Origin of the sequence: Cupriavidus necator N-1, from assembly GCF_000219215.1 — a bacterium.
GTDB lineage: Bacteria > Pseudomonadota > Gammaproteobacteria > Burkholderiales > Burkholderiaceae > Cupriavidus > Cupriavidus necator.
Genome location: NC_015726.1, coordinates 809,649 through 836,015, shown reverse-complemented (window position 1 = coordinate 836,015; position 26,367 = coordinate 809,649). Strand labels below are relative to the sequence as shown.

General features: G+C 64.9%; 24 protein-coding genes and 1 other RNA gene. 9 read left to right on the top strand and 16 right to left on the bottom strand.

Features of this window, described 5'->3' with window-relative positions; genetic code table 11:
• Positions 1-14: 14 nt before the first annotated feature.
• The gene (gene rpsA, locus CNE_RS03945) at positions 15-1,709 is read right to left on the bottom strand and encodes a 30S ribosomal protein S1 (protein ID WP_010812954.1); all 1,695 of its coding nucleotides are present in this window, start codon (positions 1,707-1,709) and stop codon (positions 15-17) included.
• Between the two features lie 166 nt (positions 1,710-1,875).
• Positions 1,876-2,544 (bottom strand): (d)CMP kinase, encoded by a 669-nt coding sequence (cmk, locus tag CNE_RS03940; protein WP_013955848.1) that lies wholly within the window; start codon positions 2,542-2,544, stop codon positions 1,876-1,878.
• Between the two features lie 125 nt (positions 2,545-2,669).
• On the opposite strand from cmk, the gene CNE_RS03935 reads away from it, so the two are divergent.
• The gene (locus tag CNE_RS03935; RefSeq protein WP_013955847.1) at positions 2,670-2,885 is read left to right on the top strand and encodes a DUF2061 domain-containing protein; all 216 of its coding nucleotides are present in this window, start codon (positions 2,670-2,672) and stop codon (positions 2,883-2,885) included.
• Here the strand turns inward: CNE_RS03935 and aroA are convergent.
• The 7 genes from aroA to gyrA form a co-directional block, all read right to left on the bottom strand.
• Complete coding sequence (gene aroA / locus CNE_RS03930) at positions 2,882-4,186, bottom strand: 3-phosphoshikimate 1-carboxyvinyltransferase (RefSeq protein ID WP_013955846.1); 1,305 nt, start codon at positions 4,184-4,186, stop codon at positions 2,882-2,884. The genes CNE_RS03935 and aroA overlap by 4 nt on opposite strands.
• A 41-nt stretch (positions 4,187-4,227) precedes the next feature.
• Entirely contained in the window at positions 4,228-5,124 is an 897-nt protein-coding gene (locus tag CNE_RS03925; protein WP_013955845.1) for a prephenate dehydrogenase, read from the bottom strand.
• A gap of 118 nt (positions 5,125-5,242) precedes the next feature.
• A complete protein-coding gene (gene hisC, locus CNE_RS03920) occupies positions 5,243-6,370 on the bottom strand; it encodes a histidinol-phosphate transaminase (protein ID WP_013955844.1) in 1,128 nt (375 codons plus the stop codon).
• 28 nt (positions 6,371-6,398) lie between these two features.
• Complete coding sequence (pheA, locus tag CNE_RS03915; RefSeq protein WP_010812960.1) at positions 6,399-7,559, bottom strand: prephenate dehydratase; 1,161 nt, start codon at positions 7,557-7,559, stop codon at positions 6,399-6,401.
• 108 nt (positions 7,560-7,667) lie between these two features.
• Complete coding sequence (serC, locus tag CNE_RS03910; RefSeq protein ID WP_013955843.1) at positions 7,668-8,825, bottom strand: 3-phosphoserine/phosphohydroxythreonine transaminase; 1,158 nt, start codon at positions 8,823-8,825, stop codon at positions 7,668-7,670.
• A 160-nt stretch (positions 8,826-8,985) separates the two neighbouring features.
• Positions 8,986-9,549: a DUF2059 domain-containing protein gene (locus tag CNE_RS03905; RefSeq protein WP_010812962.1), complete on the bottom strand. Its 564-nt coding sequence runs from the start codon at positions 9,547-9,549 to the stop codon at positions 8,986-8,988.
• A gap of 94 nt (positions 9,550-9,643) precedes the next feature.
• Complete coding sequence (gene gyrA / locus CNE_RS03900) at positions 9,644-12,310, bottom strand: DNA gyrase subunit A (RefSeq protein WP_013955842.1); 2,667 nt, start codon at positions 12,308-12,310, stop codon at positions 9,644-9,646.
• Between the two features lie 433 nt (positions 12,311-12,743).
• Between gyrA and ompA the strand changes: the two genes are divergently transcribed.
• From ompA to CNE_RS03880, 5 genes are all read left to right on the top strand, one after another.
• Positions 12,744-13,397, top strand: a complete 654-nt coding sequence (ompA, locus tag CNE_RS03895) for an outer membrane protein OmpA (protein WP_012352078.1) — start codon at positions 12,744-12,746, stop codon at positions 13,395-13,397.
• A gap of 129 nt (positions 13,398-13,526) precedes the next feature.
• Positions 13,527-14,285 (top strand): bifunctional 2-polyprenyl-6-hydroxyphenol methylase/3-demethylubiquinol 3-O-methyltransferase UbiG, encoded by a 759-nt coding sequence (gene ubiG, locus CNE_RS03890; RefSeq protein WP_013955841.1) that lies wholly within the window; start codon positions 13,527-13,529, stop codon positions 14,283-14,285.
• On the top strand, positions 14,282-14,956 hold the full coding sequence (gph, locus tag CNE_RS03885; protein ID WP_013955840.1) for a phosphoglycolate phosphatase: 675 nt from the start codon (positions 14,282-14,284) through the stop codon (positions 14,954-14,956). Before ubiG ends, gph begins: the two co-directional genes overlap by 4 nt.
• Before the next feature lie 83 nt (positions 14,957-15,039).
• Positions 15,040-15,398: a transfer-messenger RNA gene (ssrA, locus tag CNE_RS38910) on the top strand.
• Positions 15,399-15,697: 299 nt separating this feature from the next.
• A complete protein-coding gene (locus CNE_RS03880) occupies positions 15,698-15,919 on the top strand; it encodes a hypothetical protein (RefSeq protein ID WP_013955839.1) in 222 nt (73 codons plus the stop codon).
• A gap of 198 nt (positions 15,920-16,117) precedes the next feature.
• Here CNE_RS03880 and CNE_RS03875 read toward each other — a convergent pair whose 3' ends face one another.
• From CNE_RS03875 to CNE_RS03855, 5 genes are all read right to left on the bottom strand, one after another.
• A complete protein-coding gene (locus CNE_RS03875; protein ID WP_013955838.1) occupies positions 16,118-17,839 on the bottom strand; it encodes a gamma-glutamyltransferase family protein in 1,722 nt (573 codons plus the stop codon).
• Between the two features lie 132 nt (positions 17,840-17,971).
• Positions 17,972-18,508: a DUF1097 domain-containing protein gene (locus CNE_RS03870; protein WP_013955837.1), complete on the bottom strand. Its 537-nt coding sequence runs from the start codon at positions 18,506-18,508 to the stop codon at positions 17,972-17,974.
• Positions 18,509-18,545: 37 nt separating this feature from the next.
• Positions 18,546-19,814, bottom strand: coding sequence for an amidohydrolase family protein (locus CNE_RS03865; RefSeq protein WP_013955836.1), 1,269 nt, complete (start codon positions 19,812-19,814; stop codon positions 18,546-18,548).
• 146 nt (positions 19,815-19,960) lie between these two features.
• A complete protein-coding gene (locus CNE_RS03860; RefSeq protein WP_013955835.1) occupies positions 19,961-20,611 on the bottom strand; it encodes a response regulator in 651 nt (216 codons plus the stop codon).
• The gene (locus CNE_RS03855) at positions 20,608-21,675 is read right to left on the bottom strand and encodes a sensor histidine kinase (protein WP_013955834.1); all 1,068 of its coding nucleotides are present in this window, start codon (positions 21,673-21,675) and stop codon (positions 20,608-20,610) included. Before CNE_RS03855 ends, CNE_RS03860 begins: the two co-directional genes overlap by 4 nt.
• A gap of 417 nt (positions 21,676-22,092) precedes the next feature.
• Here CNE_RS03855 and CNE_RS42000 point away from each other — a divergent pair, with 417 nt between their 5' ends.
• The 3 genes from CNE_RS42000 (at position 22,093) to CNE_RS03845 (ending at position 23,432) form a co-directional block, all read left to right on the top strand.
• Positions 22,093-22,674, top strand: a complete 582-nt coding sequence (locus CNE_RS42000) for a hypothetical protein (RefSeq protein WP_238553037.1) — start codon at positions 22,093-22,095, stop codon at positions 22,672-22,674.
• A gap of 91 nt (positions 22,675-22,765) precedes the next feature.
• Positions 22,766-22,966: a fimbrial protein gene (locus CNE_RS41995; protein WP_013955833.1), complete on the top strand. Its 201-nt coding sequence runs from the start codon at positions 22,766-22,768 to the stop codon at positions 22,964-22,966.
• A 64-nt stretch (positions 22,967-23,030) separates the two neighbouring features.
• Complete coding sequence (locus tag CNE_RS03845) at positions 23,031-23,432, top strand: hypothetical protein (RefSeq protein WP_013955832.1); 402 nt, start codon at positions 23,031-23,033, stop codon at positions 23,430-23,432.
• A 63-nt stretch (positions 23,433-23,495) separates the two neighbouring features.
• Here the strand turns inward: CNE_RS03845 and CNE_RS03840 are convergent, their stop codons facing one another.
• Entirely contained in the window at positions 23,496-23,990 is a 495-nt protein-coding gene (locus tag CNE_RS03840) for a cyanophycin metabolism-associated DUF1854 family protein (protein WP_013955831.1), read from the bottom strand.
• Positions 23,980-26,277: a cyanophycin metabolism-associated ABC transporter gene (locus CNE_RS03835; RefSeq protein WP_013955830.1), complete on the bottom strand. Its 2,298-nt coding sequence runs from the start codon at positions 26,275-26,277 to the stop codon at positions 23,980-23,982. Before CNE_RS03835 ends, CNE_RS03840 begins: the two co-directional genes overlap by 11 nt.
• Positions 26,278-26,367 lie beyond the last annotated feature (90 nt).

The following is a 26,367-nucleotide window of genomic DNA, read 5'->3' as shown; positions in this document are numbered from 1 at the left end:
GCGGGGGCCTGCGATTACTGGTTGTCCTGGCCGAGCTTGGCCTTCAGCAGGGCGCCGAGGTTGGTCGTGCCAGCCGTGCCGGTGTCAGCCTGGAACTTTTGCATCGCTTCTTGCTGCTCTGCGCTGTCCTTGGCCTTGATCGACAGGTTGATATTGCGCGACTTGCGGTCGACGTTCACCACCAGGGCGGTGATCTGCTCGCCTTCCTTCAGCACGTTGCGGGCGTCTTCCACGCGGTCAGCGGAGATTTCCGATGCACGCAGGTAGCCTTCCACATCGTCAGCCAGCTGGACCACGGCGCCCTTGGCATCAACGGCCTTGATGGTGCCCTGAACCAGCGAACCCTTGTCGTTGGCCGAGATGAAGTTGTTGAACGGATCGCCCGACAGCTGCTTGATGCCCAGCGAGATGCGTTCCTTGTCGACGTCGATGCCCAGGACCACGGCTTCGACTTCGTCGCCCTTCTTGTACTTGCGCACGGCTTCTTCGCCAGTCTCTTGCCACGACAGGTCGGACAGGTGCACCAAGCCGTCGATGCCGCCCGGCAGGCCGATGAACACGCCGAAGTCGGTGATCGACTTGATCTGGCCGGCCAGCTTGTCGCCCTTCTTGTGGTTACGCGAGAAATCGTCCCACGGATTGGCCTTGCACTGCTTCATGCCCAGGCTGATACGACGCTTGTCTTCGTCGATATCCAGCACCATGACTTCGACTTCGTCGCCCAGCTGGACAACCTTGGACGGCGCAACGTTCTTGTTGGTCCAGTCCATTTCCGACACGTGCACCAGGCCTTCGATGCCGGCTTCGATCTCGACGAACGCGCCGTAGTCGGTCAGGTTGGTCACCTTGCCGAACAGGCGGGTGCCTTGCGGGTAGCGGCGCGAGATGCCGACCCACGGATCTTCGCCCAGCTGCTTCACGCCCAGCGAGACGCGGTTCTTTTCCTGGTCGAACTTGAGGATCTTGGCGGTGATTTCCTGGCCAACCGACAGCACTTCGCTCGGGTGGCGGACACGGCGCCAGGCCAGGTCGGTGATGTGCAGCAGGCCGTCAATGCCACCCAGGTCCACGAACGCGCCGTAGTCGGTGATGTTCTTGACGATACCGTTGACGATGGCGCCTTCCTTCAGGGTTTCCATCAGCTTCTGGCGCTCTTCGCCCAGGGTCGCTTCGACCACGGCGCGGCGCGACAGCACCACGTTGTTGCGCTTGCGATCCAGCTTGATGACCTTGAATTCCAGGGTCTTGCCTTCGTACGGGGTGGTGTCCTTGATCGGGCGCACGTCAACCAGCGAACCCGGCAGGAACGCACGGATGCCGTTGACCATCACCGTCAGGCCGCCCTTGACCTTGCCGGTCACGGTACCCGAGATGATTTCGCCGTCTTCCAGCGCCTTCTCGAGGTTCAGCCACGATGCCAGGCGCTTGGCCTTGTCGCGGGAGAGGATGGTGTCGCCATAGCCGTTCTCGAGCGCATCGATGGCCACGGAGACGTAGTCGCCGGCCTGCACTTCGAGTTCGCCCTGGTCGTTCAGGAACTCCTCCACCGGCACGAATGCCTCGGACTTGAGGCCGGCATTGACGACCACGAAATTGTGGTCGATGCGCACGACTTCAGCGGAGATCACTTCGCCAGCCTTCATATTGGAGCGGGCGACGGATTCCTCGAACAGTGCGGCAAAGGATTCGTTAGTTTGCAGGTCGGACATAAACGTAAGGTGAAATCCGCAATACGCTGGCCGGCGCGACTATCGCGCTCAGTCTGCCAGGGCAGCGGGGTCAGGTTTGACACAAGCCAGCCACAAGTCTTGCCCGGGCTGGCGCCATCTGGTGCCGTCGGGGTACGCCGCTTCTACTGATGCGCCCGCATGCATCTCATGCACCGGGCCGCACAGCGGCAAACCACTCCAGCACCTGCGCCACTGCCTGGTCCACCGTCATATCGGAGGTATCCAGCAGCTTTGCATCCTCGGCGGGACGAAGCGGCGCGGCGGTGCGGGTGCGATCCCGTACATCGCGCGCTTCAAGGTCACGCAAAAGGTCTTCAATATTAGCAGAAATTCCCTTATCAATCAATTGTTTATAGCGCCTGCGAGCGCGCGCCTCAACACTTGCGGTCAGGAACACCTTGAGCGGCGCATCCGGGAAGATCACGGTGCCCATGTCGCGGCCGTCGGCCACCAGCCCCGGCAGCTTGCGGAAGCTGCGCTGCAGCTGGGTCAGCGCGTCGCGCACCGGCTGGTGCACCGCAATGGCCGAGGCCCGGTTGCCGATCGCCTCGGCGCGGATTGCCAGGCTGACTTCCTCGCCTTGCAGCCAGACGCGGTCAGGGCCGAACTTCACATCGAGGCGGGAAGCGATCTTTGCAAGGGCGTCCACGTCCGCCAGGTCAATCCCGGCGCGGTCGCTGGCCAGCGCCACGAGCCGGTACAGGGCGCCGCTGTCGAGCAGGTGAAAGCCCACGGCATCCGCAACCTTGTGCGCGACAGTGCCCTTGCCCGAGGCAGTCGGCCCGTCAATGGCGATGACGTTGACGATAGTCATTATTTATAAAACCAAGAGAAACGATTGATTGTGAATTCAATTGAGAATCATTATCATTTGATTCATGACACTTCGCCGCAGCCGCGGCACGGTGCCCTTTCCGTCCAGTCGCGAGGCAATCTACCATGGCAAAAACCCTGACGTTCGGCATCATGCACCTTGGCATCGCGTTCAGCGTGACGTATGCGCTGACCGGCAGCCTCGCCATCAGCGGCGCCATCACCTTCATCGAACCGGCCGTCAATACCGTGGCCCACTACTTCTTCGACCGCTACTGGGAGAAGCGCGAGCGCCGCCAGGCCGGGGCTGCCCGCGACCACGCCAACCTGGCCAGCGCTTAGCCGGTCACGCCCGCAAACACGGTGAAGTAATCCGGGAACGTCTTCGCCACACAGCCCGGATCATTGATCCGCACCGGCAGCGGCCCGAAGGCCGCCAGCGAGAAGCACATCGCCATGCGATGGTCATCATAGGTGCCAATGCCTTCGGCCGGAGTCTGCCAGGGCTGCGGCGGCGTCACACGCAGGTAGTCCGCCCCTTCTTCCACGACTGCGCCGAGCTTGCGCAGTTCCGTCGCCATCGCCGCGATACGGTCCGTCTCCTTGACGCGCCAGCTGGCGATATTGGTCAGCGTGGTCGTGCCTTCGGCAAACAGCGCCGCCACCGCCAGCGTCATCGCCGCATCGGGGATATGGTTGCAGTCCAGTTCGATGCCGTGCAGGCACCCGTCGTCGCGTTCCGTGCCGCGCACTTCGATCCAGTTGTCGCCGGCCATCACATTGGCGCCCATGCGGTTGAGCGCCTCGGCGAAGCGCACATCGCCCTGGATGCTGGCCATGCCCACGCCTTCCACCCGGACCGGGCCGCCGCCGATTGCGCCTGCCGCCAGGAAATAGGAAGCGGACGACGCATCGCCCTCGACGAAGATCTCGCCCGGCGAGCGGTAAGCCGCGCCTGCCGGCAGCACGAAGCGTTCCCAGCCCTGGCGCTCGACCTGGATGCCGAAGCGCGCCAGCAGATTCAGCGTGATCTCGATATACGGCTTGGAGATCAGCTCGCCCACCACCTCGATCTCGATGCGGCCGCTGTCGGATTGCGCCATCGGCAGGCTCATCAGCAGCGCGGTCAGGAACTGGCTCGACACATCGCCGCGCACGCGGATCGGCGCATCGATGCGAATGCCGGCCGGCTGGATATGCAGCGGCGGAAAGCCTTCATTGTCCAGGTAGTCGATCACGGCGCCCACTTGGCGCAGGCCGTCGACCAGGTCGCCGATCGGCCGCTCGTGCATGCGCGGCACGCCCGACAGCTTGTAGCTTCCGCCCTGCAGCGCGAGCGCGGCAGTCAGCGGGCGGATCGCGGTGCCGGCATTGCCCATGAAGAGCTCGGCCGACTTGTTCGGGAAATTGCCCCCGGCGCCGGTGACGATGTAGTCGTCGCCTTCCTGCCGCCACGCCACGCCGAGCGTGCGCAACGCTTGCAGCATCACACGGGTGTCATCGGAATCGAGCAGGTCGCGCACGCGGGTTTCGCCCGTGGCCAGTGCGGCCAGCAGCAGCACGCGGTTGGAGATGCTCTTCGAGCCCGGCAGCCGGACGGTGCCGTTGGCGCGGGTCAGGGGGCCTAGCGTCAGGTGTTCCATGGTTCTCGTGGGCGCCGGGGCGCCGCGGTCAGGCGATTGGTTCAGGGTTCGGTATGGTTGCCCGCGGCACGCTCTGCGCCCCAGGCCAGCCGGGTCTTGCTGGCGCGCGCGAAGATGCGTTCGAGCGCGTCGCCGTCGCCCTTCTCGATCTGCGCCTTCAGGTGCGCCAGCACCGACTGGTAGGTATTCAGCTCACGCAGCAGCGCGTCGCGGTTGGCCACGCAGATATCGCGCCACATCTCCGGCGACGAGGCCGCGATGCGCGTGAAATCGCGGAAGCCGCCGCCGGCGAAGCCCAGCTTCAGCGCCGCATCTTCCGCATTGGCGACCTGCGCCACCAGCGCGTACGACAGCACGTGCGGCAGGTGGCTGACCGCGGCGAACACCGCGTCGTGCTGCACCGCCGACATCACGTGGCATTCTGCGCCGGCGCTTTCCCACATGGCGCGCACCGCGGCGACATCTGCGCGCGAATTTTCCTGCAGCGGGCACAGCACGGTCTTCTTGCCAACGTACAGGTCCGGCAGCGCCGCCTCCACGCCGTTGAGCTCGCGTCCGGCGATCGGGTGTGCCGGCACGAACTGCGCGACCTTGTCGCCCAGCGCCGTCTTGGCCGCCATGATCACGTCCGACTTGGTGCTGCCGGCATCGGTGACGATGGTGCCTGGCTGCAGATGCGGCTCCAGCGCGTGCAGCAGCGCAAAGTTCTGCGCCACCGGCGCGCACAGCACGATCACGCTGGCGCCGCGCGCGGCATCCGCCAGCGTCGCGGCCTCGTCGATCACCCCAAGATCCAGCGCCTTCTGCAGCGACGCCGGCGAGCGCCCCACCCCGACCACCGTGCCCACCACGCCGGCGCGCTTGAGCGCCAACGCGAGCGAGCCGCCGATCAGGCCGACACCGACAATGACAACACGGGAAAAATGCAATGCACTCACAATCTCAGGCCGCTAGGGGCAGTGGCTCGGACCAGGCCGAGGTAAATCGATGATTGGCAAAGCGGCAGGCAAGCAGCCCGCCGCTACACGCTGCAAAACGCCGCGATTGTAGCCGCGCTCACGCCAGCGCCCGCTCCAGCGCCGCGATGAAGGCTGCGTTCTCCTCGGCCAGGCCAATGGTCACGCGCAGCCAGCGCGGCAGGTTGTAGTTGCCCACCGGCCGCACGATCACACCCTGCTTCAGCAACGCCAGGTTGACGCGCGCGCCGGCGCCGTCGTCATCGCCCACGCGCACCATCACGAAGTTGCCGGACGACGGCACATATTCCAGCCCGAGCCGGTTGAAGGCATCAGTCAGCTGGCGCTTGCCGGCACGGTTCAGCTCGGCGCTGCGGCGCAGGAAGTCGGCATCGCCCAGCGCGGCGATGGCCGCGGCCTGCGCCACGCTGTTGACGTTGAACGGCTGGCGGATGCGGTTCAGCAGGTCCGAAAGCTCCGGCTGCGCCACCGCGTAGCCGATGCGCAGGCCCGCCAGGCCATAGGCCTTGGAGAACGTGCGCGACACCATGAGGTTCGGGTAGCGGCGCACCCAGGCAAGCGAATCGTATTGCTGGTCCGCATCCAGGTATTCGTTGTACGCCTCGTCCAGCACCACCACCACGCTGGCCGGCACCCGCTGCAGGAAGGCTTCGATCTGCGCGGCCGGCACGAACGTGCCGGTCGGGTTGTTCGGGTTGGCGATAAAGACCAGGCGCGTATCCGGCGCGATCGCCGCGGCCATCGCCTCGAGGTCATGGCCGTAGTCGCGCGCGGGCACTTCGATGGCGCGTGCGCCGATCTCCTGCGTGGCCAGCGCGTAGACCGCGAACGAGTACTCGGCATAGACGATCGACTGGCCCGGCTCCACCAGCGCATGCGCGGCCAGCTCCAGGATGTCGTTGCTGCCATTGCCCAGCGTCAGCCAGTCGGCGGGCACGCCGAGGCGCGCCGACAGCGCGCCCTTCAGCGCAAAGCCGTTGGAATCCGGGTAGCGGCCGAGTTCAGCCACCGCATCGGCCACCGCGCGTCGGGCCGACTCGGGCATGCCGAGCGGATTCTCATTGGAGGCGAGCTTGACGATGCCGGCCTCGTCCAGGCCGAACTCGCGCGCGACTTCCGAAATCGGCTTCCCGGCCACGTAAGGCGAAATCGCCCGCACATAGCCGGGTCCAAACACCGTGCCGCCTCGCTTACCCTGCTCTGCCATCTCGTCTCCTTGTTCTTGCCTGGCTGCCTTACTTGCTCGACGGATACGAGCCCAGCACCTTCAGGTAGGCCGCATTGCGGCGCAGCTCTTCGATGGCGCGCGCCACTGCCGGCTCATGCTGGTGCCCTTCCACGTCGACGTAGAAGTAGTACTCCCACGCGCCGCTGCGCGCCGGGCGCGACTCGAAGCGGCACATCGACACGCCGTTCTCCGCCAGCGGCGCCAGCAACTGGTACACCGCGCCAGCCTTGTTGGGCACCGACAGGATCATCGAGGTCTGGTCGCTGCCCGACGGCTCGGTCTCATAGCGGCCGATCACGGCAAAGCGCGTGCGGTTGTGCGGATCGTCCTGGATATGCGTGCGCACGATATGCAGGTGATAGCGGTTGGCGGCGGACTCGCCGGCAATCGCAGCCACGGTCGGGTCTTCGCTGGCCATGCGCGCGGCCTCGGCATTGCTTGATACCGCCTGACGCTCCAGGTGCGGGTAGTTGGCGGTCAGCCAGTGCTGGCACTGCGCCAGTGCCTGCGCATGCGCGCGCACCACTGTTACGCCCTGCATGTCGGGCGTGGATGCCATCAGGTTGTGATGCACCTTGAGCGCAATCTCGCCGCTGATCTTCAGCGAAGTCTGCAGGAACAGGTCGAGCGTGCGCGACACCGCGCCCTCGGTGGAATTCTCGACCGGCACCACGCCGTACTCGACCGTGCCGGCCTCGACGGCACGGAACACCTCGTCGATGCTCGGGCAAGGCACGCCCGACACCTCATGGCCGAAGTGCGCATACAGCGCCTGCTCGGAGAACGTGCCGGCCGGGCCGAGGAAAGCCACTTCCAGCGGCTTTTCCAGCCCGCGGCAGGCGGACATCACCTCGCGCCAGATCGCCGCCACGCTTTCGCCCAGCAGCGGGCCGGGGTTGGCGCCCTGCACCTTGCGGATCACCTGCAGCTCACGCTCCGGGCGGAACACCGGCGCGCCGTACTTCTTCTTGACCTCGCCGACCTCGAGCGCCAGTTTGGCGCGGCGGTTCAGCATCGCCAGCAGTTCGCGGTCAACGGTGTCGATCTGCTCGCGCAGCGGGCTCAGCTCGACCGACAGCTTGCGCTCGGCTTCGCTCAGGTGGCTGTCGTTCTGCTGCTCGTTCGGCGGCGTCTCCTCGCGCGCGGGGGTGCGGTCTTGGCTTGTCATTTTGTATGAATCCGGTGGGCCGCCGGGGCGCGGCGGCCGGAGAAAAACTGACCGCTGCCTGCCGGCGCACTGTGCCTGACGTGCGCGGGCAGCCAGCAGGAATGCGCGTCAGGCGGACGTACGCTCGAACTCGCGCATGAAATCGACCAGCGCCATCACGCCTTCCAGCGACATCGCGTTATAGATGCTGGCGCGCATGCCGCCCACAGTCTTGTGTCCCTTGAGCTGCACCAGGCCGTTGGCCCGCGCCTGCTGCAGGAAGGCCTCATTGCGCGATTCGTCGCCCAGGAAGAACGGCACGTTCATGCGCGAGCGGCAGCTCGGATGGATCTCGTTGCGATAGAAATCGCTCTGGTCCAGGTAGTTGTACAGCGCCGACGCCTTGGCGATATTGCGCTGCTCGATCGCGGGCACGCCGCCCTGGCGCTTGAGCCATTTGAAGACCAGGCCGGCGATATAGATCGCATAGGTCGGCGGCGTGTTGTACATCGAGTTGTGCTCGGCCACCAGGCGCCAGTTGAATGCCGACGGGCACAGCGGGTGGGCATGGCCGATCAGGTCATCGCGCACGATCACGATGGTGACGCCGGCCGGGCCGATATTCTTCTGCGCGCCGCCGTAGACCACCTGCACGCGCGACCAGTCGATCGGGCGCGACAGGATATGGCTGGAAGCGTCCGCCACCACGATGCGGTCGCCCTTGACCTGGCCGATATCGGGAATGTTCTGGAACTCCACACCGACGATGGTCTCGTTGGTGCACAGGTGCACGTAGCCGGCATCGTCCGACAGCTTCCAGTCCGCGACGTCGGGGATGCGGTGGAATTTCTGCGCCTCGCTGGTGGCCGCGATATTGACCGCGCCATAGCGGCGGGCTTCCTGCTCGGTCTTGACCGACCAGGTGCCGGTGACGACGAAGTCAGCCTTGGGCGCGTCGGCGCTGCGCAGGCGCATCAGGTTCAGCGGCACGATGCCGTTCTCGCCGATGGCGCCGCCCTGCAGGAACAGCACATGGAAGTTGGAGGGAATATGCAGCAGTTCGCGCAGGTCCGCGATCGCTTCGGCCTGAATGCCCTCGAACTCGCGGCTGCGGTGGCTCATCTCCATCACCGAGACCCCCGTCCCGCGCCAGGACAGCATCTCCTCCGCAGCCTGTTGCAGCACTTCGGCAGGCAGGACAGCCGGGCCGGGCGAGAAGTTGTAGACGCGTTCGGCCAATGCACGCTGCATCATGCCGGCAAGAGCGGGATTCTGGGGATCGTTCATGAGACGGAGAATGGAAAAATGGCTGCCGGTGTTACCCAAGCAGCCATTATCCCTCAAAACCCGCGCCCCGTTGGGCACCCGGGGCCCGGCCCCGGTGCCGCACCGGCCTGCAAGGCTGCAGGTGGGCGGCGGTCTGAGTCAGTCGCGGATCACGCCAGCATCACTTCGAAGCGGCGGTGATTTCCTTCTCGGCGGCGTCGCGCATCGACTTGCCGACCTGCGGGCCGTACTTCTGCATCATCGAGCCCCAGATCTCCTGGGTCGCTTTGCCCTGGTTGGCCATGAACTTCTGGCCGGTCGGCGACTTCAGGAAGGTGGTCAGGTCCTTGAGTTCCGCCGTCGAGTAGTACTTACCAAAGGCATCGTAGTGCGCCTGGATCGCGTCCTTGCGGAAGCCATCGGTGCTGAACGCCGAACCGGCGCCATCAACCATGCGCTGGACCGCGCCGTTCTTCTTCAGCTTTTCGACAGCGGCCTGCTTCTGCTTGTCGTTCAGGGTCTTGTTCTCGACCAGCACTTGTTCCAGCACCAGCGGAGCTTCCTGCTTGGCGCCTTGCTGCCAGTTTTCGGCCTGGCCCTTGACGGCCTGGTCTGCCTGCATGACGGAAAGCAGTTCCTTGATGGCTGCTGTCTTTTCCGCATCCTGCGCGTGTGCATGCTGCGCCATCATGAAGGTCGGAACGAAAGCAGCCAGAACAGCGATACGTCGATAGGTTTTGAGCATTGTGACTCCCTGGTAAATACGTCCGTTTTAGTCCGGACAGCCGCGAGGCGAGTTCCGGCTGGCGTCCTATTGTTGCAACAATTTACGATTTGTCTTACGGATTGGCGTCCGCGTCGGCCCCGGCAGCACCTTCTGCGCCGTCGGCGTCTTCAGTCTCTTCGCCACCGGCGCCGTTGTCGGCATCGCTTTCGACGATGCGCTGCAGTCCGGACAACTTGGTGCCTTCGTCAACGTTGATCAGCGTGACACCCTGCGTGGCGCGGCCCATTTCTCGGATTTCGGCCACGCGGGTACGGATCAGCACGCCACCGGTGGTGATCAGCATGATCTCGTCCTCGGGCGAAACCAGTGCTGCCGCCACCACACGGCCATTGCGCTCGCTCGTCTGGATCGCAATCATGCCCTTGGTGCCGCGGCCGTGTCGAGTGTACTCAGCAATGGGGGTACGCTTGCCATAGCCGTTCTCGGTCGCGGTCAGCACGCTGCCGCGCACGCCCGCCTCAGCCTCTTCGGCGGTCTCGGCCGGCGCCACCAGCATGGCGATCACGGTCTGGCCGTCTTCAAGGTTCATGCCGCGCACGCCGCGCGCCTGGCGGCCCATCGGACGCACGTCGTTCTCGTCAAAGCGCACCGCCTTGCCGGCGTCGGAGAACAGCATCACATCATGCTGGCCATCGGTCACGGCCGCGCCGATCAGGTAGTCGCCATCGTCCAGGTCGACCGCGATGATGCCGGCCTTGCGCGGATTGGAGAACTCGGTCAGCGCGGTCTTCTTGACCGTGCCGCGAGCGGTGGCCATGAAGATGAAGTGCTCAGCGTCAAACTGCTTGACCGGCAGGATCACATTGATCTTCTCGCCTTCTGACAGCGGGAACATGTTGACGATCGGGCGCCCGCGCGAGTTGCGCGAACCCTGCGGCACCTCGTACACCTTCAGCCAGTAGAGCCGGCCGCGGTTGGAGAAGCACAGGATGTAATCGTGGGTATTGGCCACGAACAGCGTGTCAATCCAGTCGTCTTCCTTGGTCGCTGTCGCCTGCTTACCGCGTCCGCCACGCTTTTGCGCACGGTACTCGGAGATCGGCTGGCTCTTCATATAGCCGCTGTGCGACAGCGTGACCACCATATCCTGCGGGGTGATCAGGTCTTCGGTATCCAGCTCGGTCGCGTTCAGCTCGATCTGCGAACGGCGTTCATCGCCAAATTCGGCGCGGATCGCGGTGAGTTCGTCGACGATGATGGTAGTAATACGCTCCGGCCGCGCCAGGATGTCCAGCAGGTCGGCAATTACCGCCATGATGTCGCGATATTCCTGGACGATCTTGTCCTGTTCCAGCCCGGTGAGGCGTTGCAGGCGCATTTGCAGGATTTCCTGCGCCTGGCCATCGGACAGCCGGTACAGGCCGTCCGCCTGCATGCCGAAAAGGGGCGGCAGCCCGTCCGGACGATAGGAGGCGCGCCCGCCCGGCGTCTCGCCTTCGGCGCGTGCAAGCATGTCGCGGACCAGGGCCGAATCCCATGCCTTCGCCATCAGTTCCTGCTTGGCGATCGGCGGAGTCGGTGCGGCCTTGATGATGGCGATGAATTCGTCGATGTTCGCCAGCGCCACGGCCAGGCCTTCCAGCACATGGCCGCGCTCGCGCGCCTTGCGCAGCTCGAACACCGTGCGGCGGGTGACGACTTCGCGCCGGTGCGCCAGGAAGTACTCCAGCATCTGGCGCAGGTTCAGCAGGCGCGGCTGACGATCGACCAGCGCCACCATGTTCATGCCGAAGGTGTCCTGCAGCTGGGTGTTCTTATATAGGTTGTTGAGGACAACCTCAGGCACCTCGTTGCGCTTGAGCTCGATCACCACGCGCATGCCAGACTTGTCCGACTCGTCGCGGATGTCGGAGATGCCCTCGACCTTCTTTTCAGTGACCAGTTCGGCAATGCGCTCAAGCAGGGTGCGCTTGTTGACCTGGTAGGGCAGCTCGTCGACGATGATGGCCTGGCGCTGGCCGCGATCGATGTCCTCGAAGTGCGTCTTGGCCCGCATTACCACGCGGCCGCGGCCGGTGCGATAGCCTTCGCGAACGCCCTGGATGCCATAGATAATCCCGGCGGTCGGAAAATCCGGCGCGGGAATCAATTCAATCAGTTCATCCACCGTGGCCTGCGGGTTGCGCAACAGGTGCAGGCAGCCGTCAACGATTTCATTCAGGTTATGCGGCGGGATATTGGTGGCCATGCCCACCGCAATACCGGACGAACCGTTGATTAGCAGATTGGGAATACGCGCCGGCAGAATCGAAGGCTCTTTTTCAGAGCCGTCGTAGTTGCTGTCGAAATCGACGGTTTCCTTGTCGATGTCGAACAGCATCTCGTGGGCGATTTTCGCCAGGCGGATTTCGGTATAACGCATGGCCGCGGCGTTATCGCCGTCGACCGAACCGAAATTGCCCTGGCCGTCGACCAGCATGTAGCGCAGCGAGAAATTCTGCGCCATGCGGACGATGGTGTCGTAGACTGCGGTATCGCCGTGCGGGTGATACTTACCGATCACATCGCCGACGATACGGGCCGACTTCTTGTAGGCCCGGTTCCAGTCGTTGTTGAGCTCGTGCATCGCAAACAGCACGCGCCGGTGCACCGGTTTCAGGCCGTCCCGCACATCAGGAAGCGCCCGGCCCACGATCACGCTCATGGCGTAATCAAGATAGGAGCGGCGCATTTCCTCTTCGAGGGAGACCGGAAGGGTTTCTTTTGCGAATGGATCCATTGCGGCGTGGTTTATGCGGCAGGTTTAAGCGAATGACAGGCCCTTTAGCGCGCGGCACAGTGGGCGCCTGACGGCTGGGCAACGTGCCATTCTAACATGCCGCCACCCCCCGCCTCCCGCTCTCCGGACAGCCCTTACGCGCACCTCCCGAGGCCCTGACTGAAACCCGGAATCCCTGATGCCACAAGGCTTTGCGGGCGACACAAGACCCGTGTTGCACAAACACCACAGGCCCAAAACCCATGCGGCGAATCGAATATATTTACTTCTTAGGAAACGACCCTTGTGGCACAATTCCCCAGCGAAGAGCCAGACATTGTTCGAAGTGGAGCATCCACCACATCGAGAATGTTATACTCCGAAGAATGTATGACTTGTTTTCGTCCATTTGCTCGCAGTAACCCTGCGGTGATCTCATCCTGAGAGGAGAAATATGAAAAAATTTGCCAAGCTCGCGCTCGTTGCAGCTACCGCAGTAATGGCTGCATCCGCTCAAGCTCAGTCCGTCCCTTATGAAAAGAAGGCAGTGAACGACAACTGGGGCAACGGTACGAGCGAGTACGTGTGGAAGAATGGCACGAACGAGCTCTGCTGGCGCGACAGCTCCTGGACCCCGGCCACGGCCAACGCGCTGTGCGACGGCGCCCTGGCCCCGGCCGTAGCGGCACCGGCACCGGCTCCGGTGGCCCCGCCGGTCGTCTCGAGCGAGAAGGTCACTTTCGCTGCTGACACCCTGTTCGACTTCGACAAGGCTGTCCTGAAGCCGGAAGGCAAGGCCAAGCTGGACGACCTGGTCTCGAAGCTGCAAGGCATCACCCTGGAAGTCATCATCGCCGTTGGCCACACCGACTCGTTCGGTTCGGACAAGTACAACGATCGCCTGTCGATCCGCCGTGCTGAATCGGTCAAGGCTTACCTGGTGAGCAAGGGCGTCGAAGCCAACCGTGTCTACACCGAAGGCAAGGGCAAGCGCCAGCTGAAGGTCGATCCGAAGTCGTGCAAGGGCAACCGCAAGTCCCAGATCGCCTGCCAGCAGCCGAACCGCCGCGTGGAAGTCGAAGTGGTCGGCACCCGCAGCGCACGTTAATCGGATCCCTTCCGATGAAGAAAGCCCAGCGCAAGCTGGGCTTTTTTTTTGGTACAGTTGCCCGGACTGTCCCCCTCTTCTCTTCCCTTCACACCGCCGGTGCGGCTAGTGCCGCCGGCCCCGCATACGATGACGTTGCAATCGCAAACCCTTTCCGCAGCCGACGCCGCCAATCAGGACCAGCCGCGCCGCAATGCCGATCCGAAGGAAATCGACAAGTTCAGCGAACTGGCCCATCGCTGGTGGGACCCGGAAAGCGAGTTCAAGCCGCTGCATGAGCTGAACCCGCTGCGCTTGGGCTGGATCGACGGCATCGCCGGCCTGGCCGGCAAGCGCGTGGTCGACGTGGGTTGCGGCGGCGGCATCCTTTCCGAAAGCATGGCGCGCCTGGGCGCCACGGTGCGCGGTATCGATCTCTCGACCAAGGCACTGAAGGTGGCAGACCTGCACAGCCTGGAGTCCGGCGTTGCCGTGACCTACGAGGAGATCGCCGCAGAAGCGCTGGCCGAGCGTGAACCGGCCAGCGTGGATGTGGTGACTTGCATGGAGATGCTGGAACACGTGCCCGATCCGGCGTCGATCGTGCAAGCCTGTGCCAGGCTGGTCAAGCCCGGCGGCTATGTGTTCTTCTCGACTATCAACCGCAACCTGAAGGCCTACCTGCTGGCCATCGTTGGCGCGGAATATGTGCTCAACATGCTGCCGCGCGGCACGCACGACTACGACAAGTTCATCACGCCGTCCGAACTGGCGCGCTTTGCCCGCCGGGCCAGCCTGGACCTGGTGGAAATGCGCGGCATGACCTATAACCCGCTGTCGCAGGTGTATGCGCTGGGCCGCGACACCGATGTGAACTACATGATGGCGTTCCGCCGGGTGGCAGCATGACGGCCGGCATCGCAGGGGTCTTCTTCGACCTGGACGGCACGCTGGCAGACACCGCGCCGGACCTTGCGGCTGCCGCCAACCGGCTGGTCATCGAACGCGGCCATCCGCCGGTGGCCTATGAGAAACTGCGTCCCGTCGCCTCGCACGGCGCGCGCGGACTATTGGGTGCAGCCTTCGGCCTGCGCCCGGAGGATGCTGAGTTCCCGGCCCTGCGCGACGTCTTCCTCGACTACTACGAGGCCGACATCGCGGTCCACACGCGCCTGTTCGACGGCATGCCGCAAGTGTTGGCCGCGCTCGAGGCAGCGGGCATCCCGTGGGGCATCGTCACCAACAAGATCGCACGCTTCACCGTTCCGCTGGTCGCCGCGATCGGCCTGGCCCCGCGCGCCAGCGCCGTGGTCAGCGGCGACACCACGCCCCACGCAAAGCCGCACCCCGCCCCGCTGCTGCATGCCGCGGCAAGCGCCGGCGTCGACCCGCGCCAGTGCGTCTACGTGGGCGATGACCTGCGCGACATCCAGGCCGGCAAGGCCGCCGGCATGATCACCGTCACCGCCGCCTATGGCTATTGCGGCGACGCCGAGCCGCCCGAGACCTGGGGCGCCGACCACCTGATCCGCCACCCGGCCGAGCTGATCCCGCTGCTGGTGCCCGCCGCGGTCGCCTGACTGTGTCGCAGGGGTATCCTGGCCGTGCCAGGAACTCCCCGCGACAGCTTGCGTCCAACCGGGTACAATCCATCTTCCTCACTGGGGCCGACCTGGTTTCGACGTGGGTTACAAAGCAGTGGAGGGCATACCGAGGACCCGTCACCTCGTTAATCAATGGGAATGCAATAACTGCTAACGACGAACGTTACGCACTGGCCGCTTAATTGCGGCCGTCCTCGCACTGGCTCGCTGACGGGCTAGGGTCGCAAGACCACGCGAGGTCATTTACGTCAGATAAGCTCCGGAAGGGTCACGAAGCCGGGGACGAAAATTTAGTGACTCGCCGTCGTAGAGCGTGTTCGTCCGCGATGCGCCGGTTAAATCAAATGACAGAACTAAGTATGTAGAACTCTCTGTGGAGGGCTTACGGACGCGGGTTCGATTCCCGCCGGCTCCACCAGTATTCAGTCCGATGCAGTACCAGCAGGTCTAGAAACCCGCGATAGCCAAAGGCTTCGCGGGTTTTTTCTTTGGCCGCCGGATCCCCCGCTATCTGTTTCCCAGGACGCCGCCTTTGCAGTTGTTTGCAGTCATGTCCCCAGCCCTGGCCTACGCTGGAATTGCTGCAGGCCGGGCCACGCACGGCGTCAGCATCACAGTGCTCCACAGGCGGACTGGCCTGGCACCGGCTCCCCCGTTGCCAGGCCCTTTCTCCACGCCCGCGCGACCGCACATCGTCCACAAGAAACGGAGTTGGCGATGCCAATCAAGTCCATCGAGATCATCCTCACGCGAGACGCGCAGTGGGCCCTGGAATACGACCCCGATAACCCGGGACCGGTCTACCCGTCCCGCGATGCCGCGATTGCCGCAGGCCTGCAGCTGGCGATGACCCACGATGCCGTGCTGACGATTCATGGCATCAATGACAAATCGGACGCGTTCGATTTCAGGGAATTGCACACCCCTTTGCTCCATTGATGGTGGTGCTATCAGCGCGCAGTGGAAAGCAACATCCCCAGAATTGGGGATGCCCGGATCGCGTAGCGGCACCATCATGGCATGCGGGCGTACTGCGACTCGCCCGCTACCACTTGTGGCCCTCGTCCTCCCTGGCCGAGGGCTTTTTCTTGGATGACGCACCGGTACAGCGCAGCGTCACCAGGAAAGCGCCGCGCGCTATACCCCCAGCGCCCGGCCATCGCTGCGCGGGTCGTGCGCGCCGCTAAGCTGCCCGCCGGCATCGATCCGGATCGCGCCCGGATGGCCGGCCAGCTGGCTTTGCGCAGGAATCGGGCTCAGCTGATGGCCGCGCGCGGCAAGCTCGCTGAACACCGGCAGGCCGGCATCCTGTTCCAGCTTGAGGCTGTCGCGGCTGTCCGAGAAGGTCTTGCCCAGCAGGAAGCGCGGGCGGCGCAGTGCCGTCAGCGGATCCATGCCGTAGTCGATCATCCGTGTCAGCACCGCGGCCAGTGTCTGCGGCTGGCCATCGGCGCCTTGCGTGCCGTACAGCAGGTGCGGCCGGCCCTGCTTCAGGTAGATGCCGGGATTGAGGGTATGGAATGGCCGCTTGCCGCCGCGCAGCACGTTGGGGCTGGCGGGATCGAGGCTGAACGATGCGCCGCGGTTGTGCCAGAGCACCCCCGTGTCGCCGACGACCAGGCCGCTGCCCCAGTCGAAATAGACGGTCTGCAGCATGCTCACGCAGCGGCCCGCGCGGTCGGCGGCGCCGATGTAGACCGTGTCGCCGGGCCTGAACACATGCGGCCACGCCATGGCGCGGTCCATGCGGATGCGGCGCGCGTGGGCATCGAGATTGGACTTCGACAGCAGCCGGTCCAGCGGCACGTCGACAAAATCGGGATCGGCGACGTAGCGGTTGCGGTCCAGGAACGCCAGCTTCACCGCCTCGACCAGCAGGTGGTAATAGTCCGCGCTGCCTTCCGGGATACTGGACAGATCGAACCGGTCGAGGATGCCCATGATCTCCAGCGTGGTCACGCCTTGCGTGGGCGGCCGCAGGCCGAGCAGTTCGCCATCGCGGTAGGCGACACGCAGCGGCACTTCTTCGCGCGCCTGGCATCGCGCCAGGTCATGTTCGCGCAACGGCGAGCCGGCCTTGGCCAGCCCGGCGGCAAGGCGACCTGCGAGGTCGCCCTCATAGAATTCGCGCCCGCCCTGTGTCGCCACCCGGTCCAGGGTGCGGGCCAGCTCAGGCTGGCGGAACATTTCTCCGGGCCTGGGCATGCGCCCGTCTGGCATGAAGACCTGTTCGAAGCCATCCCAGCCTGACAGGTCCGCCGAGCGGAACTCCTGCCAGAAGCACTGCGACGGCGTGACCGGGAATCCGTTTGCGGCGTACTCGGTGGCCCGCGCCAGCAACGACGACCACGACTGCGTGCCGCCCCACTGGTCCCGGCTGAAGGCAAAGGCTCGGTCCCAGATCGCAACGGTAGCGGCGGCAGTGAGCGCCGCTGCCGGGCCCCGCAGCGGAATGGTGCCGGCATAGCCCGAGGTCTCGGACGCGGCCTGGCCGATGCCGGAGAACGTGCGCACATTACCGCCGCGGTCGCTGACCACCAGGAAGGCGTCGCCCCCCAGGCCGGTAAAGTGGGGATAGGTCACGCTCAGCACCGCGCCGATGGCAATCGCCGCCTCGATGGCGTTGCCCCCGGCCTTCAATACCTCCAGCCCCGCCTGGCTGGCCAGTCCATGCGGGCTCGTGACCATGCCCGCGGACGAATGCGCCAGCCCCGCACGTCCGGATTGCGCCGGCTCCTGTGCCAGTTCCTGCCCGACTGCAGGCAATACCGTGCTGCCCGCCAGCGCGGCCGACCCGGCCAGGAATGCCCGGCGCGACGTGCCGGTGCCGCAAGGATCCACTTCACCCAGAAATTCCATACCCACTTCCCCCGGATACGCGGCGGCCGGCCGACGCTGGCCTTCCCTGCGCGCCGGCAGCCGCGATAATGATTCGATGATGACGCCGGGTCACGCTGCGCCTGGCACGCAAACCCGGCAGGACGCGTCGGCTCAGGCCTCCGTCTTCCAGCCCTGCCATGGGCGTTCGGCAACGGAGTCCGGCGCGGCGTAGTGATGCTTGATCCAGGCATAGGCCGGTCCGAGCGCATTCATGGCGATCACCGCGCCGAGCGCGGCAACGGGATCGCCCGGCACCGGGCCGAAGCCGCCGAACAGCGTTGCAAAATACGAGGCAAAGCCAAAGAACATGCCAGGGATGAAGCGCAGCGTGACGAACACGCGTGCGAGGTACATCATCGAAGCGTTGAGCGTGAACAGGATCACCATCTCCGCCACGATCAGCGCAGGCCCGGAGAACTGCTCGGCCGCCTGGCGGAAGCAAAGCACAATGACAAAGGCAAAGAGCGAGCCCACCGGCAGCGTCGGCCAGATCTTCTTCAGGTTCTCCGGCGTGGGACCGCCCATGGCAAAGGTCGCGGCCCAGCTGATGAAGATGGCCCATGGCGGCAGGTGCGAGGCATGCGCGGCGATGGGAACGGTGGTGATGGCAAGCAGTGAGGCCACGACTTCGGCAGGCAGCTTTCTCATGATCGACTCCTTGATGGACGGGGAACGGGCATTGCTGTCAGTGCGGGCAGCACCGGTGCCGATGGATCTCGCAGCGATGCTGCGTGACGACGGTGATCCTGCCGCGCTTGACCACCCACAGCCGCGGCGGGATGTCGATCAGCGCATCGGCCACCTGGAAGGTATCGAGCACGACCAGGTCCGCCTGGCGCCCTACCTTGAGGCCATAGGTGTCGTGCAGGCCGATCGCGCGCGCGGCGTTGTGCGTGCCCATGTCGAGCACCGCGAGCTGGTGCTCGGGCACGCCGAACTGGGCCACGTGCGCCAGCATGTTGCCGATCTGCAGCATGTCGGCCTTGCCGAACGGCGTGAAGGCATTGCGGATATTGTTCGAGGAATACGCCACGTTGACCCCGCCGCTGTGCAGGGCCTTCACCGGCGCCAGCCCGCGGCGCTGGTTCTGGACGTCCGTGCGGCCGCCGAGATAGAGATCGGTGGCGGGCAGCGTGACGATGCTGATGCCGGCCTCGCGGATTTGCTCGATCAGCGGCTGCAGCTGCGCCGCGTCAAGCGCGCCCAGGCTCGTGACATGGCCCAGCGACACGCGTCCCTGGTAGCCGGCTTCGATGGTCTTCTCCGCGATATATGACACTGCGGCAAAGCGCTGGTCGCCGGTGTCGTCGGCAAAATCGGCATGCATGTCGACCGGCGCGTCATAGCGTTGCGCCAGTTCGAAGACCATGTCGATATGGCGCATGGTGTCGACCCAGCTCAGCTCGTTGTACGGGCAGCCGCCGACCACATCGGCGCCCATGTCCATGGCCTCTGTCATCAGCTCGCGGGTGCCCTGCGATTTCAGGATGCCCTCTTGCGGGAAGGCCACGATCTGCAGGTCGAGCAGATCGTGGTACTCCGATTTCAGCTCAAGCAGCGTCTCCACTCCGATCAGCCCCTGGATCAGGTCGACATCGGGATGCGCGCGGATCGCCACCGTGCCGTTCCTGACCGCCATCTCCAGCACCTGGCGCGAGCGGTCCAGCACATCCTGGCGCTGCTGCTTGCTTTTCAGGATGCCGGTGACGCGGATGGCTTCGTCCAGCGTGCCGAAGCGCGCCGGCAGGCGGCGGTGCAGCAGGGCCTTGTCCAGGTGCAGGTGCGCTTCGACCAGCCCCGGGATGACCGCGCGGCCGCCGGCCTCGATCACTTCATGCGCCGGCACGTCGATGCCGGGCTCGATGGCGGCGATGCGGCCGTCGAGGATGGCGATATCGGTCAGGGGCGCGTCGTCGCGAACGCAGGCGTCCCGGATCAGCAGATCCAGCTGCATGGCTTGTCTCCTCAGGTCTTGTTATGCAGGCGAAGTCAGGGCTTCGCTACCTGAAGCGTAGGTGCCGGGGCGGCATCACGGCATCAGGATTGGCTGAATTCGACCTAAGGATTTTCCTAGACGCACCGCAGCAGATCCGCAGCAGGCTAGGCGGCGTCCCCGGCTTCGGCGAGCAGGCCGTGGCGGATGGCGTAGTGCACCAGCCCGGCAGTCGAAGCGATATCCATCTTGCCGAGGATATTGGCCTTGTGGGTGCTCACGGTCTTGGCGCTGAGCGACAGCGCCGCGGCGATCTCGTTGATGCCCTGCCCCTCGGCCAGCATCTGGAACACCTGCAGTTCACGCGCCGTCAGGCGTGCATGCGGCAACATGGCATCCGGCTGCCGAGCCTGGCTGACAAGCTTGTCGGCAATCGCCGGCGAGACCGCGGTACCGCCGCGCGCTACCTTGCGGATGGCACCGAGCAGCTGGTCGGACTCGACATTCTTGGTCAGGTAGCCCGCCGCGCCTGCGCGGATGGCCTGCACCGCATATTGCGACTCGCGGTACATGCTCAGCACCAGGATCGGCAGCGCCGGATGGCTGGCCCGTATCTGCTGGATCAGCAGGATGCCGCTGCGCCCCGGCATCGACATGTCCAGCAGCAGCACGTCCGGCGCCTGCGCGCGCAGCAGCGCCAACACTTCGCAGCCGTCGGCGGCTTCGGCCACCACCTGCATGTCGGGCACGGTGGAGAAGATCTTCTTGAGCCCGTCGCGGATGATGGTGTGGTCGTCGGCAAGCATCAGGCGGATCATCTTGCGCCTCCGTTACCGGCAGCGCCGGCATTGGGGATCTGCGCCTCGACCCGGGTGCCGCCGCCCTTCTCGCTGGTTACCGTCAGCTTGCCGCCCAGCATCAGCGCACGCTCGCGCATCCCCAGCAAACCCAGGCTGCGGCGATGCCCGGCCCTGGACGCATCGATGCCGCGGCCGTTGTCGGCAACCACCAGCCGCAAGGTTCCGCCGGCCTCGCTCAGTTCCACCCGCACGCGATCGGCGCGGCCATGGCGGCAGGCATTGGTCAGCGCTTCCTGCGCGATGCGAAAGACCGCGGTGCTGAGTTCGGCGCTGAGCTCGCCGACGGGCTGCAGCGCGAGCTCGCAGGCGATGCCGCCGCGCTCGGAAAAAGACTCGGCCAGCCACTCGATCGCAGCAGTCAGCCCCAGCTCATCCAGCAGCGGCGGGCGCAGGTCTGCCGCGATGCGCTGCACCGCATCCACCGTCGAATCCGCGATCTGCTTGAGCATCTGCAAATGCTTGCGGCACGCGTCGTCGGCATCGGGGCCCTGCTGCGCTTCGATAAAACTGAGGCCCAGGCGCAATGCCGTCAGGGACTGGCCCAGCTCATCGTGCAGCTCGCGCGAGATCCGGGTGCGCTCCGCCTCGCGCACGGACTGCAGGTAGGCGGACAGCTCACGCAACTGCGCGCGCGAATCCAGCAACTCCTGCTCGGAGCGCTTGCGGTCGGTAATGTCGCGCGAGATGCCGACCGTGCCGACGACCGCGCCGTCCTGGCCCCGAATCGGCATCTTGATGGTATCGAACCAGCGCAGGCTGCCGTCCTGGCCGTGACGGCATTCCTCATAGCGCCGGCGGATGCCGCTGGCCACCACGGCCTTGTCGGTGCCCAGGTAGACCCGTCCCCATTCCTCCGACCATACCTTGTCCGGCGTGCTGCCCAGGATCTCGGCCTCGGACCGCCCGCATGCGGCCATGAAGGCGTCATTGACCAGCACGTAGCGGGAGCCGGCGTCCTTCAGCCAGGCCTGGTCGGGTATGTTGTTCAGGATGGCCCGCTGCAGGTCGACATACGTATCCATGACTTCTCCTTGTCGGGCCTGTGCCTTGTCGGCAGGTGCCCGATTCATGACAGACAAGAATCGATTCATGCCTTGTCCGCATCAGACGGCATGGCCTGCCTGCAGCCCCTCGCAGACTATAGCCAGCCACCGGCGGCAATGCGCTTGTCGTTTTCCTCAATGGCTCGACGAAAGCGAACGGAGGTCCGGATCACAGCGCCTTGCGGCATGGTGTGGGATCAAGGGGCAGTTGGGCAGCCCTTCGTTCCGGTGGCATGAAATCTCTGACCCAGGTTTAAGGCAAGCCTTATGGTTGCCGGAATGCGCCAAACCGATCGTAGTAGGCGTAACTTCAGCCGGCATGCCGGAAAGCCGGAGGGCCGGCCCACAACCTGGCCGTTTGTGCACGCTGCGCATGCCATCACGGCGATCCCTGCCATGAACGGAAAACAACTTATCAGCACCCTGCGCCATTGGCTGGTGGTACTTGCTCTTCTTGCTGTCCCGCATTTCGCTCAAGCGGCCTGCACTTCCACGCCGGCGATGCCATATCTGCAGGCGCTCAGCAACATGGCAGTCGCCGCCAACCTTGCCGTTGGCAGCACCATTCCCGGAACGGTGCATTACTACTCATTCAGCGGCACCTGTGCCTACGTGCCGCCGTATGTGGTGGCCGGCGCTCCCATCATCTCCTGCTACTACCGCAGCGGCACTGAAGTCATGCCTGGCGTCTACTCCACCGGTGTCGCCGGTATCGGCATCCCGCTGCGCAATGCAGCGGGCCAGCCCATGACCAACGCAGCCGGCGTGAACTGCAATACCCTCAGTGCAAACCTTGGCAACCTCGACTCCAACCTGAACTATTCGGCATCGGTATCGGTGGAGTTCGTGAAGACCGGGCCGATCACCTCAGGCAATCTTGATCCCACCCAGACCCGGTTCGGCTTCGGCGTCTACAAGGGCAGCACGGCAGGGGACTGGGTGGCGTCAACAACTACATCGGCTTCAGCGGCAACGTGACACCGCGGGAAATTGCCTGCAACACTGGTCAACCTGCCTGCTATCAGCGCCAAGACGCTCGCAAACCAGGGGCAATGCCGGAACGGGCGGCATGGCCAGCGGCGCCGGCGTCCAGATCGTCAATGCGAGCGGCACCGCGCCCGTTCCGTTGCAGGTGCGCAAAGCGATGAGCAACATCACGGCCAACGTCCCCGCCACATATCGCTTCGGCGCGCACTACATCGGCCTGGGCGGCACGCCCTCACCGGGGACGGTATCAAGCGCGATGATCTTTACCATGGATTATCAGTAGCGCGCAGGGAAGCCGCACGGCGAAGGACTACAATAGGCGGTTGCAGTCCTTGAAGGCTTTCGCCATGTCTGACCATCCCCGCTTCACCATCAACCGTTCCATGGTCGCCCTGGTCCCGGAACAGCCGTTCCTGGACTGGATCCAGGCGGTCGATCCCCAGCCGGTGGCCGGCCTCACGTTAGAGCAGGTGCGCGAGGACCAGAGCGTGTTCCTGCTGCCGGAAGAACTGGCCGATACGCACGACAATGCCATGCGCTGGGTCGAGAAGCGCTGGCAGGAGTTCTTTGAATTCATGCTGGGCGAGTGGTTCGACGACTCGATGTGGCCCGAGGAACTGTCGCTGCAGATGTTCCGCGAGTGGTTCAGCGTGCGCTACCACTCGATGGTGTTCGACATGGCGCCTGACGTGCCGGTCATGCACGATGACTGGGACGACGAAGACGACGCGTCCGAGATGCTGCACTAGGACACGGAACAAGAACCCAGCCGGCAGAGCTCCGGCCAGGGTTCCAGCGTCGCCAGCGACGCCTCAGAGGAAGCGGTCGAGGATCTTTCGGCTGTGCTTGTCCAGCGCCATCAGGTCGCGGATCAGGTAGTGGATGCCGTGCGTGTCCGATACCAGCAGCGTGCTGCCGGCCAGGCGCCGGATCGCCTCTTCGCCGCGCAGCACCAACTCGGTCTGGCCGCGATCGGTCTGCACCGTCCACACGCTGGGCGTGGCGTAGGTCGACACGCTGACGATACGCTCGATCTCCGGCATGAACTCGCGCGAGGCGAGTTCCGCTTCGATCATGTCGCGCTCTGCCTGCGGCACATCCTCCAGCCGCGGAATCCACACCACCTCATGCCCGTCGGTGCTCATCAGGCCGATGCCGCCCTGCGGCGCGGAAATCGGGAAGGCGCGTACCGGCACCACGCCTTCGTGGACGGTGCCGTCCTCGGCGATCAGGACCAGGCGGCCGAACGGATTGCGATCTAGCGTAAACATGGGCGTCGGCGTGGTGGCGGGGATGTCATTGGGCATTGGCGGCCTCCAGCGTTTCAACGGCTTCGTCCTCGCCGTCTCCGTCCTCGGTGTCGACATTGCGCGCCTGCGCCTGGTACAGCTTGTAGTACGCGCCTTCGCGCAACAGCAGTTCGTCATGGCTGCCGACTTCGACGATCTGGCCGCGGTCCATCACCACCAGCCGGTCGGCCTTGCGCAGTGTCGACAGGCGGTGCGCGATGGCGATGGTGGTGCGGCCCTGCACCAGGTTGTCGAGCGCCTTCTGGATTTCCTTCTCCGTGGCGGTGTCGACCGACGAGGTGGCCTCGTCCATGATCAGGATGCGCGGATTAATCAGCAGCGCGCGCGCGATCGAGATGCGCTGGCGCTCGCCGCCCGACAGCGCCTGGCCACGTTCACCGACCAGGGAGTCATAGCCATGCGGCAGGCGCAGGATGAACTCGTGCGCATGCGCGGCGCGCGCGGCGGCGATGATCTCTTCGCGCGTGGCGTCGGGCTTGCCGTAGGCAATGTTGTCGGCAATCGTGCCGAAGAACAGGAACGGCTCCTGCAGCACCAGGCCGATATGGCGGCGGTACTCCGACACCGGCAGCGAGCGGATATCGACGCCGTCGACGCGGATCGCGCCCTCGGAAACATCGTAGAAACGGCAGATCAGGTTGACCAGCGTGCTCTTGCCCGAGCCACTGTGTCCCACCAGGCCAATCATCTCGCCCGGCTCGATCGACAGGTTCAGTCCGCGGATCACCGCGCGGTTGCCGTAGCGGAAGCCCAGGTCGCTCATGTCGATGGCGCCCTCGACCTTGTCCAGCTTCGCCGGGCGCACCGGCTCCGGCACGCTCGACACATGGTCGAGGATGTCGAAGATGCGCTTGGCGCCGGCGGCGGCCTTCTGCGTCACCGAGACGATCCGGCTCATCGAATCCAGCCGGGTGTAGAAGCGGCTGATATAGGTCAGGAACGCCACCAGCACGCCCACCGTGATGGCGCTGTGCGACACCTGCCAGATGCCGAACACCCACACGATCAGCAGGCCGATCTCGGTCAGCAGCGTGACCGTAGGCGTGAACAGCGACCATACCGCGTTGACGCGGTCGTTGATCGCCAGGTTGTGCTTGTTGGCCTCGCGGAAGCGCGACACCTCACGCTTTTCCTGGGCAAAGGCCTTGACCACGCGGATGCCGGGGATGGTATCGGCCAGCACATTGGTGATCTCGGACCAGATCCGGTCGATCTTCTCGAAGCCGTGGCGCAGGCGGTCGCGCACCAGGTGGATCATCCAGGCGATGAACGGCAGCGGCACCAGTGTGACCAATGCCAGCCACGGGTTGATCGACACTAGGATCACCGCCGTCATGACGATCATCAGCACGTCGGTGGCAAAGTCCAGCAGGTGCAGCGACAGGAAAACGCAGATGCGGTCACTTTCCGAACCAATGCGCGCCATCAGGTCGCCGGTGCGCTTGCCGCCGAAATATTCCAGCGACAGCTTTAGCAGGTGTTCGTATGTTGTTGTACGCAGATCGGCACCAATGCGCTCCGATACGCGCGCCAGCAGGTAGGTGCGCGCCCACCCAAGCGACCAGGCCACCAGCGCCGCGCCCAGCAATCCCGCCAAGTACAGGCGCACGAGGCCGTAGTCGATCGGCACGCCGTTCTGGAACGGGATCAGCACCTTGTCCATCAGCGGCATGGTCAGGTACGGCGGCACCAGCGTGGCCGCGGTGGACAGCAGCGTCAGCAGGAAGCCCGCCAGCAGTTGCCACTGGTAGGGCCGGGCAAAGCGCCACAGGCGCAGCAGCGCCCAGGTCGAGGGCGGGGTTTCCAGCTCCCGACTGCATTGAGGGCACTGCTCCTCGTCAGGGGGCAGCGGCGCCTTGCAGGTCGGGCACAGCACCTCGCCCGCCTCGCCGGCCGGGCGCGCGCCGGCGGCGTCGCGCTGGGCTTCGAACTGGTCAGCCAGCCGCAGCGCGGCCGGATTGTAACCAAGCGTATATCGCCAGCTGGCCAGCCGGCCCTCCGGACCGCTCAGTTCCAGCGCGCCCACGCCCGCGTGGTCGGTGTGCGACAGGCGCAGGGTGGGCGCGATGTTCCATTCCCGCACATTTTTTTCACCGGGAGCCCGGGCAACGATGCGCTGGTCGGTCACAACCAGCCACCCTTGGGTAAAATGCAGCTTCGCGTCGAGGTCCAGAGCCAGTCCGGCCAGGACGGTCTCGCCGGGTCGGAGCCACGATCCGGATTCAGCCCGCCAGGGCTCGTCGGCAGCAGGGGCGGTAGGGACAGGCAGGGAGGACTGGGTCATGGATGGCGCGGCGTGCGTCCAGGGGTACGGACATAACTTGAAACAAATTTAGGCCGGGCACGCTCTGGCGGCCCGCGAATTCGCCCGCAG

What these genes read in the sequence shown, in the direction of transcription:
- rpsA (WP_010812954.1), bottom strand. Translation starts at nt 1,709, where the DNA reads ATGTCCGACCTGCAAACTAACGAATCCTTTGCCGCACTGTTCGAGGAA.
- cmk (WP_013955848.1), bottom strand. Translation starts at nt 2,544, where the DNA reads ATGACTATCGTCAACGTCATCGCCATTGACGGGCCGACTGCCTCGGGC.
- CNE_RS03935 (WP_013955847.1), top strand. Translation starts at nt 2,670, where the DNA reads ATGGCAAAAACCCTGACGTTCGGCATCATGCACCTTGGCATCGCGTTC.
- aroA (WP_013955846.1), bottom strand. Translation starts at nt 4,186, where the DNA reads ATGGAACACCTGACGCTAGGCCCCCTGACCCGCGCCAACGGCACCGTC.
- hisC (WP_013955844.1), bottom strand. Translation starts at nt 6,370, where the DNA reads ATGGCAGAGCAGGGTAAGCGAGGCGGCACGGTGTTTGGACCCGGCTAT.
- pheA (WP_010812960.1), bottom strand. Translation starts at nt 7,559, where the DNA reads ATGACAAGCCAAGACCGCACCCCCGCGCGCGAGGAGACGCCGCCGAAC.
- serC (WP_013955843.1), bottom strand. Translation starts at nt 8,825, where the DNA reads ATGAACGATCCCCAGAATCCCGCTCTTGCCGGCATGATGCAGCGTGCA.
- CNE_RS03905 (WP_010812962.1), bottom strand. Translation starts at nt 9,549, where the DNA reads ATGCTCAAAACCTATCGACGTATCGCTGTTCTGGCTGCTTTCGTTCCG.
- gyrA (WP_013955842.1), bottom strand. Translation starts at nt 12,310, where the DNA reads ATGGATCCATTCGCAAAAGAAACCCTTCCGGTCTCCCTCGAAGAGGAA.
- ompA (WP_012352078.1), top strand. Translation starts at nt 12,744, where the DNA reads ATGAAAAAATTTGCCAAGCTCGCGCTCGTTGCAGCTACCGCAGTAATG.
- ubiG (WP_013955841.1), top strand. Translation starts at nt 13,527, where the DNA reads ATGACGTTGCAATCGCAAACCCTTTCCGCAGCCGACGCCGCCAATCAG.
- gph (WP_013955840.1), top strand. Translation starts at nt 14,282, where the DNA reads ATGACGGCCGGCATCGCAGGGGTCTTCTTCGACCTGGACGGCACGCTG.
- CNE_RS03880 (WP_013955839.1), top strand. Translation starts at nt 15,698, where the DNA reads ATGCCAATCAAGTCCATCGAGATCATCCTCACGCGAGACGCGCAGTGG.
- CNE_RS03875 (WP_013955838.1), bottom strand. Translation starts at nt 17,839, where the DNA reads ATGGAATTTCTGGGTGAAGTGGATCCTTGCGGCACCGGCACGTCGCGC.
- CNE_RS03870 (WP_013955837.1), bottom strand. Translation starts at nt 18,508, where the DNA reads ATGAGAAAGCTGCCTGCCGAAGTCGTGGCCTCACTGCTTGCCATCACC.
- CNE_RS03865 (WP_013955836.1), bottom strand. Translation starts at nt 19,814, where the DNA reads ATGCAGCTGGATCTGCTGATCCGGGACGCCTGCGTTCGCGACGACGCG.
- CNE_RS03860 (WP_013955835.1), bottom strand. Translation starts at nt 20,611, where the DNA reads ATGATCCGCCTGATGCTTGCCGACGACCACACCATCATCCGCGACGGG.
- CNE_RS03855 (WP_013955834.1), bottom strand. Translation starts at nt 21,675, where the DNA reads ATGGATACGTATGTCGACCTGCAGCGGGCCATCCTGAACAACATACCC.
- CNE_RS42000 (WP_238553037.1), top strand. Translation starts at nt 22,093, where the DNA reads ATGAACGGAAAACAACTTATCAGCACCCTGCGCCATTGGCTGGTGGTA.
- CNE_RS41995 (WP_013955833.1), top strand. Translation starts at nt 22,766, where the DNA reads ATGGCCAGCGGCGCCGGCGTCCAGATCGTCAATGCGAGCGGCACCGCG.
- CNE_RS03845 (WP_013955832.1), top strand. Translation starts at nt 23,031, where the DNA reads ATGTCTGACCATCCCCGCTTCACCATCAACCGTTCCATGGTCGCCCTG.
- CNE_RS03840 (WP_013955831.1), bottom strand. Translation starts at nt 23,990, where the DNA reads ATGCCCAATGACATCCCCGCCACCACGCCGACGCCCATGTTTACGCTA.
- CNE_RS03835 (WP_013955830.1), bottom strand. Translation starts at nt 26,277, where the DNA reads ATGACCCAGTCCTCCCTGCCTGTCCCTACCGCCCCTGCTGCCGACGAG.